Below are 15408 nucleotides of genomic sequence, written 5' to 3'. Positions count from 1 at the left end.
AAGCATGTTAATGAGCGCACGGTCTTATGCGCCTCGCCGGCCGTTGCGGTAAGCCGAAGGTGAAACGCCATGGATCTGCCTGAAGCGGTTGCTGAAATGACTGGGCGAATGAAACCCGCAGCTAAAAGCGATAGTGGTCAGTGAAAGCGAGGCATCCGCCAGCATCTGCTGCGCGCGCTGCATGCGACGCCGCATCACATACTGGTGCGGCGCTTCGCCCGTCGAATGGCGAAACATGCGCGCGAAGTGAAACTCGCTAAGCGACGCTTCATCGCTCAGCTGCGCCAGCGTCAGCGGCCGATCGAGATGCGCGTCGATAAAGGCCAGCAGGCGGCGCAGCACCGCAGGCGCCAGTCCGCCCCGCGCCTGAGGCGCGCGCCAGCCCACGTCGCTGTAGCGCTGCAGCAGATGGGTCAGCAGCAGGGTTGAGGCGCTGCTCAGCATCAGCTGATTAGCGGGCTGCTGCCAGTCGCAGCTGAGCAGAAAATGGCGATAGAGCTGAGTAATACGATCGTCGCTGGCGAAGACTTTTTCGTGCAGCTGAAGGTGCGCCGGGCTGCGATCCCACGTCTCTTCCGCCAGCTGGCGCAGATGTGCTTCGGAGCAGTAGAGATGGACGAATGAGAGATCGGAACGCAGATCCCAGGTGGACTCGACGCCAGCAGGCATCAGGCAGAAGCGATCCGGGCCGCCGCCGTTACGCCAGCCATAGGGGGTTTTATGCCAGGTATCGTAGCCGTCGGCGATATAGAGGCTAAGGGTGTGATGGTTGCTGAGATTGGTTACCCGATCGCCGCTGTTAAACCAGTGCGCCAGCTGCGTGCCGTCGCTGAGCCGGGCGTGGTGACGCAGCTGGGCTTTATGGCGTTGCAGCATTTCGAAAGTCTGGTAAGTCGGGGCGTTCACGGGCGTTCTCCTGCTAACAGGCCTCCAGTGTATGAAGAGTGGGCTGAAGAGAACAGCCTTATCCATCGTGACGGATAAAAAAGCGCAAGAATTTGCAAGTGCGCCGCAAGCAGTTGCAAGCCGCCTGCCGCTTTTCCGGTAATACTGCGGCCTGAACTCAAGGAGGCGCGCAATGAATCTCGCTTTATACCTTTCCGTGGTGCTGATCTGGGGCACCACCTGGATCGCCATTTACGCCCAGCAGGCGGCGAGCGGCAGCAGCATTGGCGCGGCGGTGTTCTGGCGTTTTATTATGGCATCGCTGGTGATGCTGGTCGCGCTTAAGGCGATGAGGCGTTTGCGAGCGCTGACGGCGCGCGATCATCTCTTTTGCCTGCTGCAGGGCTGCTGCGTATTCGGCTTTAATTTTCTCTGTTTTTATCACGCGGCTGCCTGGATCAACAGCGGGCTGGAGTCGGTAATCTTTTCGATGGCGGTGCTCTATAACGCGCTTAACGGCTGGCTTTTCTTTCGGCAGCGCCCTTCCCTGCGGCTGCTGCCGGCCGCCGTGCTTGGCGCTGGCGGAATGGTGGCCCTTTTCTGGCGCGATCTGCACGGCAGCGAAGCGTCTGTCCAGCTGTTATGGGGTATTGGGCTGAGCGCGCTGGGCACGCTGGGGTTTTCGCTGGGCAATATGATCAGCCTGCGCCACCAGGGTTTACAGCGCGATGTATTAACGACCAACAGCTATGCGATGCTCTACGGCGCGCTGGCAATGGCGCTGCTTACGCTGCTGCAGGGCGAATCGCTGCGGCCCGTCTGGAGCGGGCAATGGCTGGGCGCGGTGGCATATCTGGCGATGTTCGGATCGGTAATCGGCTTCGGCGCCTACTTCACCCTGGTTGGCCGCATCGGTGCCAGTCAGGCCGCCTATAGCACGCTGCTGTTTCCGCTGGTGGCGCTGGGGCTGTCAACGTTGTATGAGGGTTATCAGTGGCATGCGGAAGGCCTGATGGGAATAATCATGATTCTGGCGGGCAATCTGGTGATGTTTGTGCGCCTGCCTGCCTGGCGCAGGCGCGTTCCGGGCTAAAGCAAAGAGCGGGCATCGTGCCCGCTTTGCTGAGCGTCATGCCCGGCGCTGCACAGGGGTAAGCTGATGAGGGCGATTGATCGCTTTGCGCGCTATCCAGTAGAGAAGCACGCGCTCATCGTCACTGTCCCGGTCGGCCATGGAGAGCAGTTTTAACGCCAGTGTCGATTTGGTCACAGGCTGCTGCTCATCGCTGAGTTCAATCACTGCCTGACCGATGATGCAGCGGACTTCGTCCTCGCAACTAAGGGATTCATATGCTCGGTCTTTCATATTTCCTCCTGTAAAGTGAGCTTTAAGCCTGGCAAATATTCTGCCGCTTTGCTTGCAAAAGCCGCGCATAGACACATTTGGTTACGCCGAGTAACTCATTATTATTCAGTTGCTGAATTGCACACAGGTTAGCGAAGCGGATTCGCTGCCGTTCATACCCTCAGAGCGGCATTTCATGACGCGTTTCCTCCCGTTCATGCCTTTTCTCGTCACGCGCGCGTAGCCCCGTTCTAATCTGGCGCTAGTGTCCAGAACCCCGGACGGGAGAGAAAAATCATGAATCAGACATCATCCTACCAACGCACCCGCTGGCTTACCCTGGTCGGCACGGTAATCACCCAGTTCGCGCTGGGTTCGGTCTATACCTGGAGCCTGTTCAACGGGCAGCTGGCATCAAAACTCGACGCGACGGTCAGTCAGGTCGCCTTCTCATTCGGGCTGCTGAGCCTTGGCCTGGCGGTCGCTTCGTCGCTGGCGGGCAAGCTGCAGGAGCGATTCGGCGTGCGGCGCGTCGCTATCGGCGCGGGCCTGCTGATGGCGGCCGGCTTCTGGCTGACAGCCCATGCCGACAATCTGATGATGCTGTACCTCAGCGCTGGCGTGATGGTCGGGCTGGCGGACGGCGCGGGCTATCTGATGACCCTGTCGAACTGCGTGAAGTGGTTCCCCGAGCGCAAAGGCGTGATCTCCGCCTGCGCCATCGGCGCGTATGGTCTGGGCAGCCTGGGCTTCAAATTTATCTGCGGCGCGCTACTGGGTGCTGTTGGTCTGGAACAGACCTTCATTATCTGGGGGCTGGCGGCAATGGGCATGATTATTCTCGGCGCGCTGCTGATGCGTGACGCGCCGGTGCAGCGCGCGGCAGGGCAAACCGCGCAGCAGGCGCGCGACTATACGCTGGCGCAGGCGGTGCGTCTGCCACAGTACTGGATGCTGGCGCTGATGTTTTTGACCGCCTGCATGAGCGGTCTCTATGTAATCGGCGTAGCGAAAGATATCGGCGAAGGGCTGGTGCATCTCAGCGCACAAACCGCAGCCAGCGCGGTGACGGTCATCGCCATCGCCAACCTGAGCGGCCGTCTGGTGCTCGGCGTGCTCTCCGACAAGATGGCGCGTATCCGGGTCATCTCACTGGCGCAGATGGTTTCGCTGGCGGGCATGGCTATTCTGCTGTTTACCCGCATGAATGAGACCACCTTTTTTATTTCGCTCGCCTGCGTCGCCTTCAGCTTCGGCGGCACCATTACCGTCTTCCCGTCGCTGGTCAGCGATTTCTTCGGCCTCAATAACCTGACAAAAAACTACGGGCTGCTTTATCTGGGCTTCGGCATCGGCAGCGTGCTCGGCTCGCTGATCGCCTCCCTGTTTGGCGGCTTTACCGTTACCTTTAGCCTGATTATGACGCTGCTGGTGATGTCGCTGCTGCTGTCGCTGACGATCCGCCTGCCTCAGCGCGAGCCGCTGGCAGACCAGGTGCTGCAGCGGAGTTGAGCAGCAGTGCGGGCGTCATGGCGCGGCGAAAACCGCCGTTATGGCGCCCGCGCCTTAACGCGTTAAGTGATGACCTGCGCGTTATCCCGGAAACAGCGGCTCCGCAATGCCCGCCACCTCCACCTCTACCGCCAGAATATCCCCTGACTGCGGATAGCGCGTCAGCTCCTCTGCGGTGCGGTCCTCGCGCGAGCTGGTGATATAGAGCGTTTTCAGGTCAGGACCACCAAAGGCAACCATGGTCGGCCAGCGCACCGGCAGCGCAATCTCATCGACGATTTGCGCGCTGAAGGGGTCGATACGCACGATGCGCCCGCCGTCGAACTGCGCTGACCAGTAAAAACCTTCGCTGTCGACCGCCGCGCCGTCTGGCAAACCGCCTGCGGCGTCGAACTGGCGGAAAATTTCCCGCGCGCCCGGCTCGCCGTTTGCATCGAGCGGATAGCGATAGAGCACCTCATTCGGCGTATCGCTGTGGTACATCCAGCGGCGGTCGGGCGAAAAGGCAACGCCGTTGGAGATCCTGATATCGCGCGCTTTCACCTCCAGCTCCAGCGAGGGGGTGACGCGGCACAGCAGCGCGCCGTTCTTATCCTGCGGCTCCCACAGGCTGCCGCACCAGAAATTACCCCAGGGATCGACGCGCCCGTCGTTAAAGCGGCTTTTCGCCGCCTCGCCCGGGTTATCGGCAATTTTACGCTGCGGTCTGCCCTGCTCATCCAGCAGCCAGACACCGCTGCGCAGCGCCGCAATCAGCCCGCCCTGCTCGCGCAGGCCGATACAGCCGACCTCTTCCTGCTGCGGAAAGCTCTCCAGCGCGCCACTGCGCGGATCGAAGCGGTGAATGGCGGGTGCCAGGATATCCACGCACCACAGTATCTGCTCACGCGCTGACCAGGTAGGGCATTCGGCCAGCTCAGCCTGCAACGCCAGAACATTTTTTACTTCAGGCTTCATCATCGCTCCTTTTTATTTTGCATCAGCATACTTTAGCCTGAATTGGCGCCAGCGCGTAAAAACGCGCACTTGATTTTCGGAATTATCTTGCCGATAATCGTTTTTATTCAGCCTGTTCTGATGGGCTTATTTAATGCTTCTCTGGTGAGCCGCGGCGCTGAAATATTCCGTAATATCTCTCTAAATAACTCTACATTCACTGCATCATCACTCCACTATTCCGGCGTAATGTCGTACCTGTTGGAAAAGAGGAGAACTTGTTTGTGAAAAAAATCGTTAAAGTTGCCACCGTTTTTGCCGTTATCTCTATGCTAAGCGGGTGCATTATCGACAGAGGTCATGGCGGCGGCTGGCATCACGGCGGCGGGCATGGCTGGCATCATCACCGCTAAGGGCAAAGATTTCACACAGCATAAAATAAAAAAAGGGCGGGATATTACCCGCCCAGTTTACGATTAATAAATTTTAGCTTTTCAGCGCGTAGTTACACTGGAACCAGCTGGTTTTCAGTCCTGGAATATGACTCTCCTTCGGCGTTAGCGCTTCTACTTTATCAAATCCTTTCTTGCTGCAATAATTCGCCAGATCCAGCTCCATCGCATCTCTGTTCAATTTTTGCGGATCGTAACGATACTGTACGGTATTTGCGCTGGGATCTTCATCTATGCGTTCAAAGCCCCCGGGTTTGCTGACGCTACAGGCGGTCAGCAATAATAGCGCGGCTGCGCCAACGATAATGGATTTCATTTTTTCATTCTTCCTTTCATTACTGCTGCAGTTTACGTTGCCGCGCTGACGCCAGCTATCGGAAAACTGCTTAACCTGAAGCTACAAAAACAAGGTTTTGCCGATTGTTTTGATACAACCAAACGGCTATGCCAATCAACAGAAGGGTGAGATGATGCTTTCAGACAAAACAGCGTCTGCACCACACCAGGTCATTCCCAGGAAAACAGGCAGTTTGATTTTATTAAGCCCGTGCTAAGCGGGCTTTTTTTCGCCCGTCAGCCAGTGAGAGCCACCATTCTACGCAACAGATTCGCGGCCTGTTTGTCCGGCAATGCGAGGATGGCGCTGTAGAGATCAATGGACATCGCGCACATAGAGGAGCGATCGACCGCGGTATCGGCGGGCATATTGAGCTGCTGCAGCTTGTCGCCCCACTTCTTATAGAGCGCCGCCACGATGCGCTGCAAATCCTGCTGCGCCTGAGGCTGATCCACCGGCAAATCGGCGCCGCGACTCGACAGCAGGAGCTGCTCCATTGCCGCCGCGTCCTGCGCGTTAAGCGCCGGCGACAGCGTTTTCGCCAGATTGACCCCGCCGCTCACCTGCGGATAAAGAAAGCGAAAACAGAGCTGTGGATCGCGCTGGCCCAGCGCCTGCATTGCCTTAAGCGACGCGCGGATATAGTTAACCACCGCCGCATCCGGCGCACGCATCAGCCGCTGATTAATCAGGTCGGCCAGCCAGCCGCGCAGCTCGCCCGTCGCCTGCTGAGGCGGTTCGCCTGAACGCAGCTTGAGCTGTAGCTCCTGCACCAGCAGCTGCCACAGTGCTGGCTCCTGCGTTTGCAGTACGCGGTAGCCCGGCGTTTGCGCCAGATAATCCACCGCCGCCTGACGCTGGGCAGCGTACTGCTGCTGCGGCTTTAGCCAGCTGAACCAGAGCAGATTCGCCAGCAGCAGCGGCAGCAGGAAAAGCACAACGCCCTGCCAGGCGCGCAGCCGGGTGGTTTTGATCAGAACGACAATGATTAGCGCCAGCAGCGCGAAGGCGGCCAGCGTGACGATCCACAGCGAGGTCATGCGAGGTTGCTCAATCCTTACGAACGTCGATTAACACCGGGCAGTGGGCGCGCTCGATCACCGCCGCGCTCACCGAGCCCTTCAGCAGGCGGTTAAAAGAGGAGAGATGGCGACGCCCCATAATGATCATCTGCGCGTTAAGCTGCTGCGACTGGGCGACGATGGTGTCCGCCGCTTCGCCCGCGACGATCAGCCCGCGCGCGTCGATCCCGGCGCGCAGCAGCGGCGCCAGCGCATGGCGCACCACCAGCTCGGCGGTGTTCTGCTCATCCTGCGCGGCGGCAAAATCTTCTGGATCTTCACCAGCAGCGATGTCGATCGGCTGGTTGCAGGAGGCGTAGGCGGGATCGACGCAGCAGAGCACCACAACCTGCGCCTTGTGCGCCAGCGCTTCCTCTATCGTCGTGGCGATCACCTTCTGGGCAACTGGCGAATTATCAACGGCCATCAGCAATGTTTTCATCAGTGTTTATCCTTCAACAGCGGCAGTTTTGCCGATTTCGCGTATCAGCGCCTCTTTGCATCTGAGCATCTCTTCGCGGAACACCGCTTCGTTTTTCTGAAAACGCGACGTGGGCACCAGCAGAGAGACAGAGAAACGGCCGAACAGCGTATCCAGCGCCACCGCCATGGTGGAGATACCTTCAAGGGTTTCACCGCGATCGTAGGAGATGCCGGTTTTACGCACCTCATGAATCAGCGTCATCAGCTGCGGCAGCGTTTTGACGGTTTTATCCGTGAGCTCGCGCCAGGCTTCGCCCACTATCAGGCGCACGTCGTCGTCGCACTCCAGCGCCAGCAGCGCGCGGCCGCCAGAGGTGCTATAGAGCGGCAGGTTCAGCCCCATGCGCGGCACCACGCGCAGTTCGCGCGACGCCACCACATGGTGAATGATCGTCAGCTGCGTGCCGCTGGCACGCGACAGCGAAACCGTTTCATTGGTCGCCGCGCAGAGCGCTTCCAGCTTGGGTCGCATCAGATCGACGACGTCGGTATGCACGCTGGAGATCAGTTTCAGCAGCGCCGGGCCAAGCCGCAACCCGCCTGCGCCGCTGCTGCGCACCAGCTGGGCGTTGTCGAGCGCAGCGACAATGCGCTGCACCGTGGAGCGCGGCAGATCCACCGCCTGCGCGATTTCGCCCAGGCTCATACCGCCGGGATGCTCTCCCAGCGCATTAAGAATTTTTGCCGCGCGGGCGATCACCTGGATACCGCCCGATTTTTCATCCTCGCGGCTGGATGGAAGTTTTGCCATGAGTCGTCCTTTTCAGCTGCCCTACTCTACCGCGAAAAAGACACAATTTACAGCATGTACCACATTGCAATACAGCATATCGAAATGTAAGATCGCAGTCTGTATCACATCGCAATACACTGCATCATAATAATGAGAAACCTGCTATGAACGCTCAGCCTGCCGCTGCGCCGACGCCGCACCCTTTTACGCTTCGCCTGGCGCTGGGCCTGGTCGGCGTGCTTATTGCCGCGCTGACCTCGGGCCTTAACGACCGCGTCACCGATATCGCGCTGGCGGATATTCGCGCCGCCATCGGCGTCAGCTATGACCAGGGCAGCTGGATCGTCTCGGCCTACCAGGCTGCCGAAGTGGCGGCGATGATGATCGCGCCCTGGTTTGCCGTTACCTTCTCGCTGCGCCGCTTTTCGCTGACGGTATCGACCGGCTTTATGCTGTGCGGCATTCTGCTGCCGCTGGCGCCTTCGCCCGGCAGCTTTATCGCCCTGCGCGTGCTGCAGGGGCTATTCGGCGGCGCGCTGCCGCCGATGCTGATGACGGTGGCGCTGCGCTTCCTGCCGCCGCCGCTTAAGCTCTACGGGCTGGGCGGCTACGCGCTCACGGCCACCTTCGGGCCCAACATGGCCGCCTCGCTGGCGGCGTTCTGGACAGACGACGTCAGCTGGATGTTTGTCTTCTGGCAGGTAGTGCCGCTGATGCTGATCGCCATGCTGCTGTTTGGCTGGGGCCTGCCGCAGGATCCGCTGCGCCTCGAGCGCGTTAAGCAGATCGACCTGTTCGGCATGCTCACCGGATGCAGCGGCATGGCGCTGCTGGTGCTGGCCCTCACCCAGGGCGAACGGCTGGACTGGTTCGCGTCGCCGCTGATCGCCGCCATGCTGCTGGCCGCCGCACCGCTGCTGCTGGTGTTTCTGATCAACGAATGGTTTCATCCACTGCCGCTGTTTCGGCTGCAGATGCTGTCGCGCCGCAATCTGACGCACGGCCTGCTGGCGCTGGCGACCGTGCTGATCGTCTCGCTCTCCGGCTCAGCGCTGCCCTCCGCCTATTTCGCTCAGGTAGAGGGCTTCCGCACCCTGCAGTTCGCGCCGCTGGCGTTAACCGTCGGCCTGCCGCAGCTGCTGATCGCGCCGCTGGTCGCCGCGCTGCTGAATATCCGCTGGATCGACTGCCGCTGGGTGCTGGCGGCGGGCGTCGCCCTGCTGATGACGGCCTGTTTGCTCGGTGCGCAGATCACCAGTGACTGGGCGCGCCAGAACTTCTGGACGCTGCAAATATTGCAGGCGTTCGGACAGCCGATGGTGATCTTGCCGATTCTGATGAGCGCCACCAGCGTGGTGGCGCCGCCGGAAGGCCCCTTCGCCTCGGCGATGTTTAATACCGTGCGCGGCTTCTCCAGCGTCGCGGCCTCGGTGCTGGTGGAGGTTTTCCTTAGCCACCGCGAGAAGATCCACTCCAACATTTTGCTGGACCAGGCCGCCAGTCGCCCCTGGCTGATGAGCGCGCCGAGCAGTGCCGACGCCAGCGCCAGCCATCCGCTGCTGATGGATGGCAGCGTCAGCAGCAGCGAAAACCTGAGCGGCTTCGCTACGCTGGTGCGCCATCAGGCCACCGTGCTCGGTCTGAGCGACAGCTGGCTGCTGCTGATCGCCTTCGCCGCGCTGCTATTACTGCTGACGGCCTGGCTGCCAAAGCGCGTCTGGCCGCCGCAAACCCTGATTCAACCTGCCTCTTCGACCTCGAGAAAATAAGATTATGCGTGCTTTAGTAATGAGAAAAACCGTGCTGCTGAGCCTGTTGTTGCTGGTGTTGCTGGCCATCGCGTTTTTTATCTGGTCAGCCATGACCGGCAACGATCACCGCACCAACGACGCTTACGTCAACGCCGACTACACGCTGGTGGCGCCGAAAGTGTCAGGCTATATCGCCGAGGTGAAGGTGCAGGATAACCAGCAGGTGAAAGCGGGCGACGTGCTGGCGACGCTGGACGACCGCGATTATCGCGTGGCGCTGGAGAGCGCCGAGGCGGATCTGCAGGTCAGCGAGGCGAAACTGCTCAGCAGCCAGGCACAGCTGGAGCAGCAGCAGTCGACCATCGAGCAGTCAAAAGCGACCCTGGCGGCCAGCCAGGCGACCGCGCAGTATGCCGGTCAGAACGCCGATCGCTATAACCGCCTGTATAAAAGCGGCATTGTTGCCGCCGACGACCAGCAGAAGGCCAGCTCGACCCAACGCTCCGCCGCGGCGGCGGTGCGTCAGAGCCAGGCGGCGGTGGTTTCCGCAACAAAAGAGATCGGCGTGCTGCAGGCGGCGGTGCGTCAGGCGCGGGCGGACGTGGCCGCGGCCCAGGCCAGCGTGGACCAGGCGCGCCTGAACCTCTCCTATACGCGCATCGTTGCGCCGGTGGATGGTATGGTGGGCCAGCGCACGGCGCGCGTCGGTGCCTACGCTACCGCCGGGACACGGCTGCTGGCGGTGGTGCCGCTGCAGCAGACGTATGTGACGGCGAACTATCTTGAGACGCAGCTCAGCGACGTGCATCCCGGACAGCGGGTGCAGATCGCCGTTGATGCGCTACCAGGCAAGCGTTTCACCGGCCATGTCGACAGCATCGCCCCCGCAACCGGCGCGACGTTTTCAGCGATTTCACCCGATAATGCGACAGGTAACTATACTAAGGTCGTCCAGCGTCTTCCGGTTAAAATCGTGCTGGATACGGACCAGCCTGACCTGTCGCAGCTGCGGGTTGGTATGTCGGCGATCCCGGAGATTGAAGTAGAGTAAAATGTGATGAAGCTCTCACACTGGTGCTATTTATTTTAGGATCAATTACGCGTAAATTAGCGCTCGATCCTGTTCTGAGCTACTCAGAACGACCTGAGAAAATGCCTGAGGCGATGATAACCTGATGCGTTTTTCTCATTCTGTTCGCGTTGCGCTGGCCTGGGATCGCTATCGTGTAACCGCTCAGAGGAGTTGTTTGTGAAATACGCCTTGATGGGAATCTCTTTCTTTGCGCTGCTTTGGCTTGGCACATTTGTGCTGATGCTGTAGCGCCAGTCAGGGGGCGACAGCGCTGTCGCCCCGCTTCGTTTTACTCTGCTTCTTCTGTCGCTTTTACGCTGCCCGGCAAGATGCCGTCGGCGCGAAACATCCCTTTAATGCCCCGCACCGCCTGCCGAATGCGATCGCTGTTCTCAATGAGCGCAAAACGCACATGGGTATCGCCATAGTCGCCGAAGCCGATGCCTGGCGACACGCATACCTTCGCCTCCTGCAGCAGCTTTTTGGCGAACTCCAGCGAGCCGAGCGCGGCGTAGCGATCGGGGATTTTCGCCCAGACATACATCGAGGCTTTGGGGTTATCTACCATCCAGCCCGCCTCATGCAGCCCTTTTACCAGCACGTCGCGGCGACGCTTGTACTGTTCGGCGATATCGCGCACGCACTGCTGATCGCCCTCCAGCGCGGCGATGGCGGCTACCTGCAGCGGCGTAAAGGTGCCATAGTCATGGTAGCTTTTGATGCGCGCCAGCGCGGCGACCAGCTCTTTATTGCCCACCATAAAACCGATGCGCCAGCCCGCCATATTGTAGCTTTTCGACAGCGTGAAAAATTCCACCGCCACGTCGCGCGCGCCGGGCACCTGCATAATCGAAGGCGCTTTCCAGCCGTCGTAGACGATATCGGCGTAGGCGAGATCGTGCACCACCAGCACGTTATACTGTTTCGCCAGCGCGATAACTCGCTCAAAGAAGTCCAGCTCGACGCACTGCGCGGTGGGGTTCGACGGAAAGCCGAGGATCATCATTTTCGGCTTCGGATAGCTTTCGCGGATCGCCCGCTCCAGCTCGGCGAAGAAATCGACGCCCGCCACCAGCGGCACTGAACGCACCTGCGCGCCGGCGATCACCGCGCCGTAGATATGAATGGGATAGCTGGGGTTCGGCACCAGCACCGTATCGCCGTGGTCGAGCGTCGCCAGCATCAGGTGCGCCAGCCCCTCTTTCGATCCGATAGTGACGATAGCTTCAGATTCAGGATCGATCTCGACCTGATAGCGCTCGGCGTACCAGCGTGAAATGGCGCGGCGCAGGCGCGGAATGCCGCGCGAGGTGGAGTAGCCGTGCGTGTCCTCACGCTGCGCCACCTGACACAGTTTTTCCACGATATGCGGGGGCGTAGGGCCGTCAGGATTCCCCATCGAGAGGTCGATGATATCTTCGCCGCGCCGACGCGCAGCCATCTTCAACTCAGCGGTAATGTTAAACACATAGGGGGGAAGGCGATCGATACGCGAGAAACGACGGGGTGTGCTGTTGTCAGCCATAATGTCCTCTTGAATACGTAAGCGCCCGGACCGTCCGAGCGACGCAGGTCACTGCCGTGACCGAAAAAAGACCTTAACGCGGCGATCGCGCGCTTGTCGAGAGGAGAATAAAATTTTTTTAATCCGCGGGATTCAGGCGACCAAAAACCCAATCGTTCACCCATTCGCCATTTAGCAGATAATTATCCCGCAAAGTCCCCTCCAGCACATAGCCATTCTTCTCCAGAATGCGCCGCGACGCCACATTTCCTTCTACCACCATCGCCTTGAGCTTGTGGAAACCCGCGCTCAGCAGAAAGTCGCTCAGTCCAGCCAGCGCTTCGCTGCCGTAGCCCTGGCCGCAGAAGCGGTGCAGCAGCATATAGCCGACCTCCGCCTGGCGATAAGGCTGCCATTCCGGGCTGCAGCCGAACAGGCCGATCGGCTCGCCGCTGTCGCGCAGGCGCGCCACCACGCAAAGCATATGAAAACTGCTGACCTGCCAGGGCGCGAGGCGTTCATTGAAGCGCTGGCGCAAATCCGCCTCGTCAGGAATTTCGCTGACCCAGGTCATGGTAACCGCGTCTTCATGCACGGCGCGAAACAGCAGCCAGTCTTCAGGCTTAAGGGTGGTGAGGGTAAGACGCGGCGTGATTAACTGCATGAAAGTGCTCCCGGTGCAGATAGCCACAAAGGCTGTCTGAATAAAAACCACTATCGGCTCACCCGCCAGCGGCGAATGAAAAATCTTCCCTGTTTTACTACTCAGGTTTCCCCTTTTTACCATTTCAGCCGTGAAAATTGATCCACAACATGAAGGGAGCGCTCACTCTTTTTGCAGACTGGCGCATCGCGATCACATTTTTTATCATAGCCCTCTCTCTGTTATGACCTGAAGGCTGGCTGTGATCTCTCACTTTGATATGCTGTTGGCGGTGTTTGACCGCGCTGCCCTGATGCTGATCTGCCTCTTCTTCCTGACCCGCACCCCGCTTTTCCGCCAGCTGCTGCAAAAAGATGAACATGCACCGCTGGAGAAAGCCGCCGTCATCGCCATTTTCTCGCTGTTTGCGCTTTTCAGCACCTGGTCGGGCATTCACGTTGACGGCTCGCTGCTAAACGTGCGGGTGATTGCGGTGATGGCCGGCGGCATCCTGTTTGGCCCCTGGGTCGGCATCACTACCGGCGTTATCGCCGGGCTGCACCGTTTTCTGATCGATATTCACGGCGTTACCTCGGTGCCCTGCCTGATCACCAGCATTATTGCAGGCTGCGTGGCTGGCGCCATCAACCGCCGCGTGCCCAAAGCACAGCGCTGGCGCGTCGGCATCATCGGCGGCATGCTGTGCGAAAGCCTCACTATGCTGCTGATCGTGCTGTGGGCGAAGCCGATGTCGCTTGGCCTGGCGATTGTCTCGGAGATTGCGCTGCCGATGATCCTCGGCGCGTCGAGCATCGGCCTGATTGTGCTGCTGGTTCAGAGCGTCGAGGGTGAAAAAGAGGCGATTGCGGCGCGACAGGCCAAGCTGGCGCTGGAGATCGCCAATAAAACCCTGCCGCTGTTCCGCGACGTCAACAGCGACTCGCTGCGCCGCATCTGCACCATTATCTGTGACGATATCAATGCCGACGCCGTCGCCATTACCAACAAGACCCATATTCTCGCCTACGTCGGCTACGGCGAGCAGAACTACCAGAATGGCGACGATGGCATTAGCCCCACTACCGCGCAGGCGATGACCACCGGGAAAATTATTATCAAGAATAATGATGAAGCGCATCGCACCCGTGATATTCACTCGATGATCGTTATTCCGCTGCGCGAGCAAGGCAAAGTGACCGGCACCCTGAAGATTTACTACCGCCGCGCGCACCGCATCACCGGCTCGCTAAAAGAGATGGCGATCGGCCTGTCGCAGCTGATCTCGACGCAGCTGGAGGTGTCGCGCGCCGAACAGCTGCGCGAAATGGCGAATAAAGCGGAACTGCGCGCTCTGCAAAGCAAAATTAATCCCCATTTTTTGTTTAATGCGCTGAACGCCATCAACTCCTCTATCCGGCTTAATCCCGATACCGCGCGCCAGCTGGTGATTAATCTTTCCCGCTATCTGCGCTACAACCTTGAACTTAACGACGACGAGACCATCGATATCAAACGCGAGCTGTGGCAGGTAAAAGATTATATCGCCATCGAACAGGCGCGCTTTGGCGACAAGTTGTCGATGATCTACGACATTGATGACGATCTTCACTTTTCGCTGCCCAGTCTGCTGATCCAGCCGCTGGTGGAAAATGCCATCGTACACGGCATTCAACCCTGTCGCGGCAAAGGCGTGGTGACGCTAAGCGTTAAGGCGTGCGGCGATCGGGTGCGTATCGCCGTGCGCGACACCGGGCCGGGCATCAGCGATGAAGTCATGCGCCGCGTGGCGAATAATGAGATGCCAGGCAATAAGATTGGCCTACTGAATGTGCACCACCGCGTCAAACTGCTGACCGGCCAGGGGCTCGACATTACCCGGCTGCAGCCCGGCACCGAAATCGCCTTTACCCTGAGCAAGAGCGGAGAGTGGCTAACCGCGTCGCCGCCTGCCGTCGTGGAGAGCGTGCCATGAAAGCCATTATTGTCGAAGATGAATTTCTGGCGCAGCAGGAGCTGAGCTGGATGATCCAGCAGCACAGCAAGATTAAGATCGAGGCCTGTTTCGATGACGGCCTGGAGGTGCTGAAATATTTGCAGCAGCATCGGGTCGACGTCATTTTTCTCGATATCAACATCCCGTCGCTGGACGGCATGCTGCTGGCGCAGAATATTCACCAGTTCGCACAGCGGCCCCTGATTGTGTTTATCACCGCCTGGAAAGATCATGCGGTTGAGGCTTTTGAGCTGGAAGCCTTTGACTACATCCTCAAGCCCTATCATGAAGCGCGCATCGTCACCATGCTTAACAAGCTGGAGGCGGTCGGTCAGCAGCAGAGCGTTGCCCAGACACCGGTTGACCACAGCCCGCAGACGGTCAACCTGGTGAAGGATGAGCGCATCATCGTGACCGATATTGATGATATCTATTACGTGGAGGCGCATGAGAAGCTGACGTTCGTCTATACGCGGCGCGAGGCCTATGTGATGTCGATGAGCATCAGCGAATTCTGCGCCCGTTTGCCGGAGCAGCGCTTTTTCCGCTGTCATCGCTCTTACTGCGTCAACCTGAGCAAAATCTCTGAGATAGAACCCTGGTTTAATAACACCTACCTGCTGAAGCTGCGCGATCTGGCGTTTCAGGTGCCGGTCAGCCGCAGCAAGGTAAAACGCTTTCGCGAGCTGATGCACCTGTAG

17 protein-coding genes are annotated in these 15408 nt (G+C 59.2%); 8 read left to right on the top strand and 9 right to left on the bottom strand.

What is annotated here, in order from left to right:
• Positions 1-24: 24 nt before the first annotated feature.
• Positions 25-876 carry a helix-turn-helix domain-containing protein gene (locus Q9R34_RS16000; RefSeq protein ID WP_485894947.1) on the bottom strand — a complete coding sequence of 284 codons (852 nt, stop codon included), beginning with the start codon at positions 874-876 and terminating at the stop codon, positions 25-27.
• Between the two features lie 202 nt (positions 877-1078).
• On the opposite strand from Q9R34_RS16000, the gene Q9R34_RS15995 reads away from it, so the two are divergent.
• A complete protein-coding gene (locus Q9R34_RS15995; RefSeq protein WP_485894941.1) occupies positions 1079-1978 on the top strand; it encodes a DMT family transporter in 900 nt (299 codons plus the stop codon).
• A 36-nt stretch (positions 1979-2014) separates the two neighbouring features.
• Here the strand turns inward: Q9R34_RS15995 and Q9R34_RS15990 are convergent, their stop codons facing one another.
• The gene (locus tag Q9R34_RS15990) at positions 2015-2251 is read right to left on the bottom strand and encodes a hypothetical protein (RefSeq protein ID WP_434126943.1); all 237 of its coding nucleotides are present in this window, start codon (positions 2249-2251) and stop codon (positions 2015-2017) included.
• Between the two features lie 276 nt (positions 2252-2527).
• Here Q9R34_RS15990 and Q9R34_RS15985 point away from each other — a divergent pair, with 276 nt between their 5' ends.
• Positions 2528-3742 carry an L-lactate MFS transporter gene (locus Q9R34_RS15985; RefSeq protein WP_485894939.1) on the top strand — a complete coding sequence of 405 codons (1215 nt, stop codon included), beginning with the start codon at positions 2528-2530 and terminating at the stop codon, positions 3740-3742.
• An 81-nt stretch (positions 3743-3823) separates the two neighbouring features.
• Here the strand turns inward: Q9R34_RS15985 and Q9R34_RS15980 are convergent, their stop codons facing one another.
• The gene (locus Q9R34_RS15980) at positions 3824-4699 is read right to left on the bottom strand and encodes an SMP-30/gluconolactonase/LRE family protein (protein WP_485894937.1); all 876 of its coding nucleotides are present in this window, start codon (positions 4697-4699) and stop codon (positions 3824-3826) included.
• A gap of 263 nt (positions 4700-4962) precedes the next feature.
• Between Q9R34_RS15980 and Q9R34_RS15975 the strand changes: the two genes are divergently transcribed.
• Complete coding sequence (locus tag Q9R34_RS15975; protein ID WP_255351578.1) at positions 4963-5091, top strand: hypothetical protein; 129 nt, start codon at positions 4963-4965, stop codon at positions 5089-5091.
• 73 nt (positions 5092-5164) lie between these two features.
• Here Q9R34_RS15975 and Q9R34_RS15970 read toward each other — a convergent pair whose 3' ends face one another.
• The 4 genes from Q9R34_RS15970 to Q9R34_RS15955 form a co-directional block, all read right to left on the bottom strand.
• On the bottom strand, positions 5165-5446 hold the full coding sequence (locus Q9R34_RS15970; protein ID WP_434126940.1) for a hypothetical protein: 282 nt from the start codon (positions 5444-5446) through the stop codon (positions 5165-5167).
• Positions 5447-5703: 257 nt separating this feature from the next.
• Entirely contained in the window at positions 5704-6507 is an 804-nt protein-coding gene (locus tag Q9R34_RS15965; RefSeq protein ID WP_485894935.1) for a hypothetical protein, read from the bottom strand.
• Positions 6508-6517: 10 nt separating this feature from the next.
• The gene (locus Q9R34_RS15960) at positions 6518-6970 is read right to left on the bottom strand and encodes a universal stress protein (protein ID WP_434126938.1); all 453 of its coding nucleotides are present in this window, start codon (positions 6968-6970) and stop codon (positions 6518-6520) included.
• Positions 6971-6976: 6 nt separating this feature from the next.
• Complete coding sequence (locus tag Q9R34_RS15955) at positions 6977-7762, bottom strand: IclR family transcriptional regulator (RefSeq protein WP_434126937.1); 786 nt, start codon at positions 7760-7762, stop codon at positions 6977-6979.
• 146 nt (positions 7763-7908) lie between these two features.
• Between Q9R34_RS15955 and Q9R34_RS15950 the strand changes: the two genes are divergently transcribed.
• From Q9R34_RS15950 to ypdK, 3 genes are all read left to right on the top strand, one after another.
• Complete coding sequence (locus tag Q9R34_RS15950; RefSeq protein WP_485894932.1) at positions 7909-9513, top strand: MFS transporter; 1605 nt, start codon at positions 7909-7911, stop codon at positions 9511-9513.
• 4 nt (positions 9514-9517) lie between these two features.
• The gene (locus Q9R34_RS15945; RefSeq protein ID WP_485894930.1) at positions 9518-10546 is read left to right on the top strand and encodes an HlyD family secretion protein; all 1029 of its coding nucleotides are present in this window, start codon (positions 9518-9520) and stop codon (positions 10544-10546) included.
• Between the two features lie 198 nt (positions 10547-10744).
• A complete protein-coding gene (gene ypdK / locus Q9R34_RS15940) occupies positions 10745-10816 on the top strand; it encodes a membrane protein YpdK (RefSeq protein ID WP_102990980.1) in 72 nt (23 codons plus the stop codon).
• A gap of 40 nt (positions 10817-10856) precedes the next feature.
• Here ypdK and alaC read toward each other — a convergent pair whose 3' ends face one another.
• Together alaC and Q9R34_RS15930 are read right to left on the bottom strand one after the other, a co-directional pair.
• The gene (gene alaC, locus Q9R34_RS15935; protein WP_434126934.1) at positions 10857-12092 is read right to left on the bottom strand and encodes an alanine transaminase; all 1236 of its coding nucleotides are present in this window, start codon (positions 12090-12092) and stop codon (positions 10857-10859) included.
• A 118-nt stretch (positions 12093-12210) separates the two neighbouring features.
• Entirely contained in the window at positions 12211-12735 is a 525-nt protein-coding gene (locus Q9R34_RS15930) for a GNAT family N-acetyltransferase (protein ID WP_485894928.1), read from the bottom strand.
• 259 nt (positions 12736-12994) lie between these two features.
• On the opposite strand from Q9R34_RS15930, the gene Q9R34_RS15925 reads away from it, so the two are divergent.
• Together Q9R34_RS15925 and Q9R34_RS15920 are read left to right on the top strand one after the other, a co-directional pair.
• Positions 12995-14686 (top strand): LytS/YhcK type 5TM receptor domain-containing protein, encoded by a 1692-nt coding sequence (locus Q9R34_RS15925; protein ID WP_434126977.1) that lies wholly within the window; start codon positions 12995-12997, stop codon positions 14684-14686.
• A complete protein-coding gene (locus Q9R34_RS15920) occupies positions 14683-15408 on the top strand; it encodes a LytR/AlgR family response regulator transcription factor (RefSeq protein WP_485894926.1) in 726 nt (241 codons plus the stop codon). The genes Q9R34_RS15925 and Q9R34_RS15920 overlap by 4 nt, the downstream gene beginning before the upstream one ends.

Source organism: Enterobacter sp. BRE11, assembly GCF_031844285.1.
Taxonomy (GTDB): Bacteria; Pseudomonadota; Gammaproteobacteria; order Enterobacterales; family Enterobacteriaceae; genus Pantoea.
Note: the sequence above shows the minus strand (reverse complement) of the source record. Positions and strands in the feature narration are given on the sequence as shown.

What these genes read in the sequence shown, in the direction of transcription:
- Q9R34_RS15990 (WP_434126943.1), bottom strand. Translation starts at nt 2,251, where the DNA reads ATGAAAGACCGAGCATATGAATCCCTTAGTTGCGAGGACGAAGTCCGC.
- Q9R34_RS15980 (WP_485894937.1), bottom strand. Translation starts at nt 4,699, where the DNA reads ATGAAGCCTGAAGTAAAAAATGTTCTGGCGTTGCAGGCTGAGCTGGCC.
- alaC (WP_434126934.1), bottom strand. Translation starts at nt 12,092, where the DNA reads ATGGCTGACAACAGCACACCCCGTCGTTTCTCGCGTATCGATCGCCTT.
- Q9R34_RS15930 (WP_485894928.1), bottom strand. Translation starts at nt 12,735, where the DNA reads ATGCAGTTAATCACGCCGCGTCTTACCCTCACCACCCTTAAGCCTGAA.
- Q9R34_RS15925 (WP_434126977.1), top strand. Translation starts at nt 12,995, where the DNA reads ATGCTGTTGGCGGTGTTTGACCGCGCTGCCCTGATGCTGATCTGCCTC.
- Q9R34_RS15920 (WP_485894926.1), top strand. Translation starts at nt 14,683, where the DNA reads ATGAAAGCCATTATTGTCGAAGATGAATTTCTGGCGCAGCAGGAGCTG.
- Q9R34_RS15955 (WP_434126937.1), bottom strand. Translation starts at nt 7,762, where the DNA reads ATGGCAAAACTTCCATCCAGCCGCGAGGATGAAAAATCGGGCGGTATC.
- Q9R34_RS15945 (WP_485894930.1), top strand. Translation starts at nt 9,518, where the DNA reads ATGCGTGCTTTAGTAATGAGAAAAACCGTGCTGCTGAGCCTGTTGTTG.
- Q9R34_RS15985 (WP_485894939.1), top strand. Translation starts at nt 2,528, where the DNA reads ATGAATCAGACATCATCCTACCAACGCACCCGCTGGCTTACCCTGGTC.
- Q9R34_RS15950 (WP_485894932.1), top strand. Translation starts at nt 7,909, where the DNA reads ATGAACGCTCAGCCTGCCGCTGCGCCGACGCCGCACCCTTTTACGCTT.
- Q9R34_RS15960 (WP_434126938.1), bottom strand. Translation starts at nt 6,970, where the DNA reads ATGAAAACATTGCTGATGGCCGTTGATAATTCGCCAGTTGCCCAGAAG.
- Q9R34_RS15970 (WP_434126940.1), bottom strand. Translation starts at nt 5,446, where the DNA reads ATGAAATCCATTATCGTTGGCGCAGCCGCGCTATTATTGCTGACCGCC.
- Q9R34_RS15965 (WP_485894935.1), bottom strand. Translation starts at nt 6,507, where the DNA reads ATGACCTCGCTGTGGATCGTCACGCTGGCCGCCTTCGCGCTGCTGGCG.
- Q9R34_RS15995 (WP_485894941.1), top strand. Translation starts at nt 1,079, where the DNA reads ATGAATCTCGCTTTATACCTTTCCGTGGTGCTGATCTGGGGCACCACC.
- Q9R34_RS16000 (WP_485894947.1), bottom strand. Translation starts at nt 876, where the DNA reads ATGCTGCAACGCCATAAAGCCCAGCTGCGTCACCACGCCCGGCTCAGC.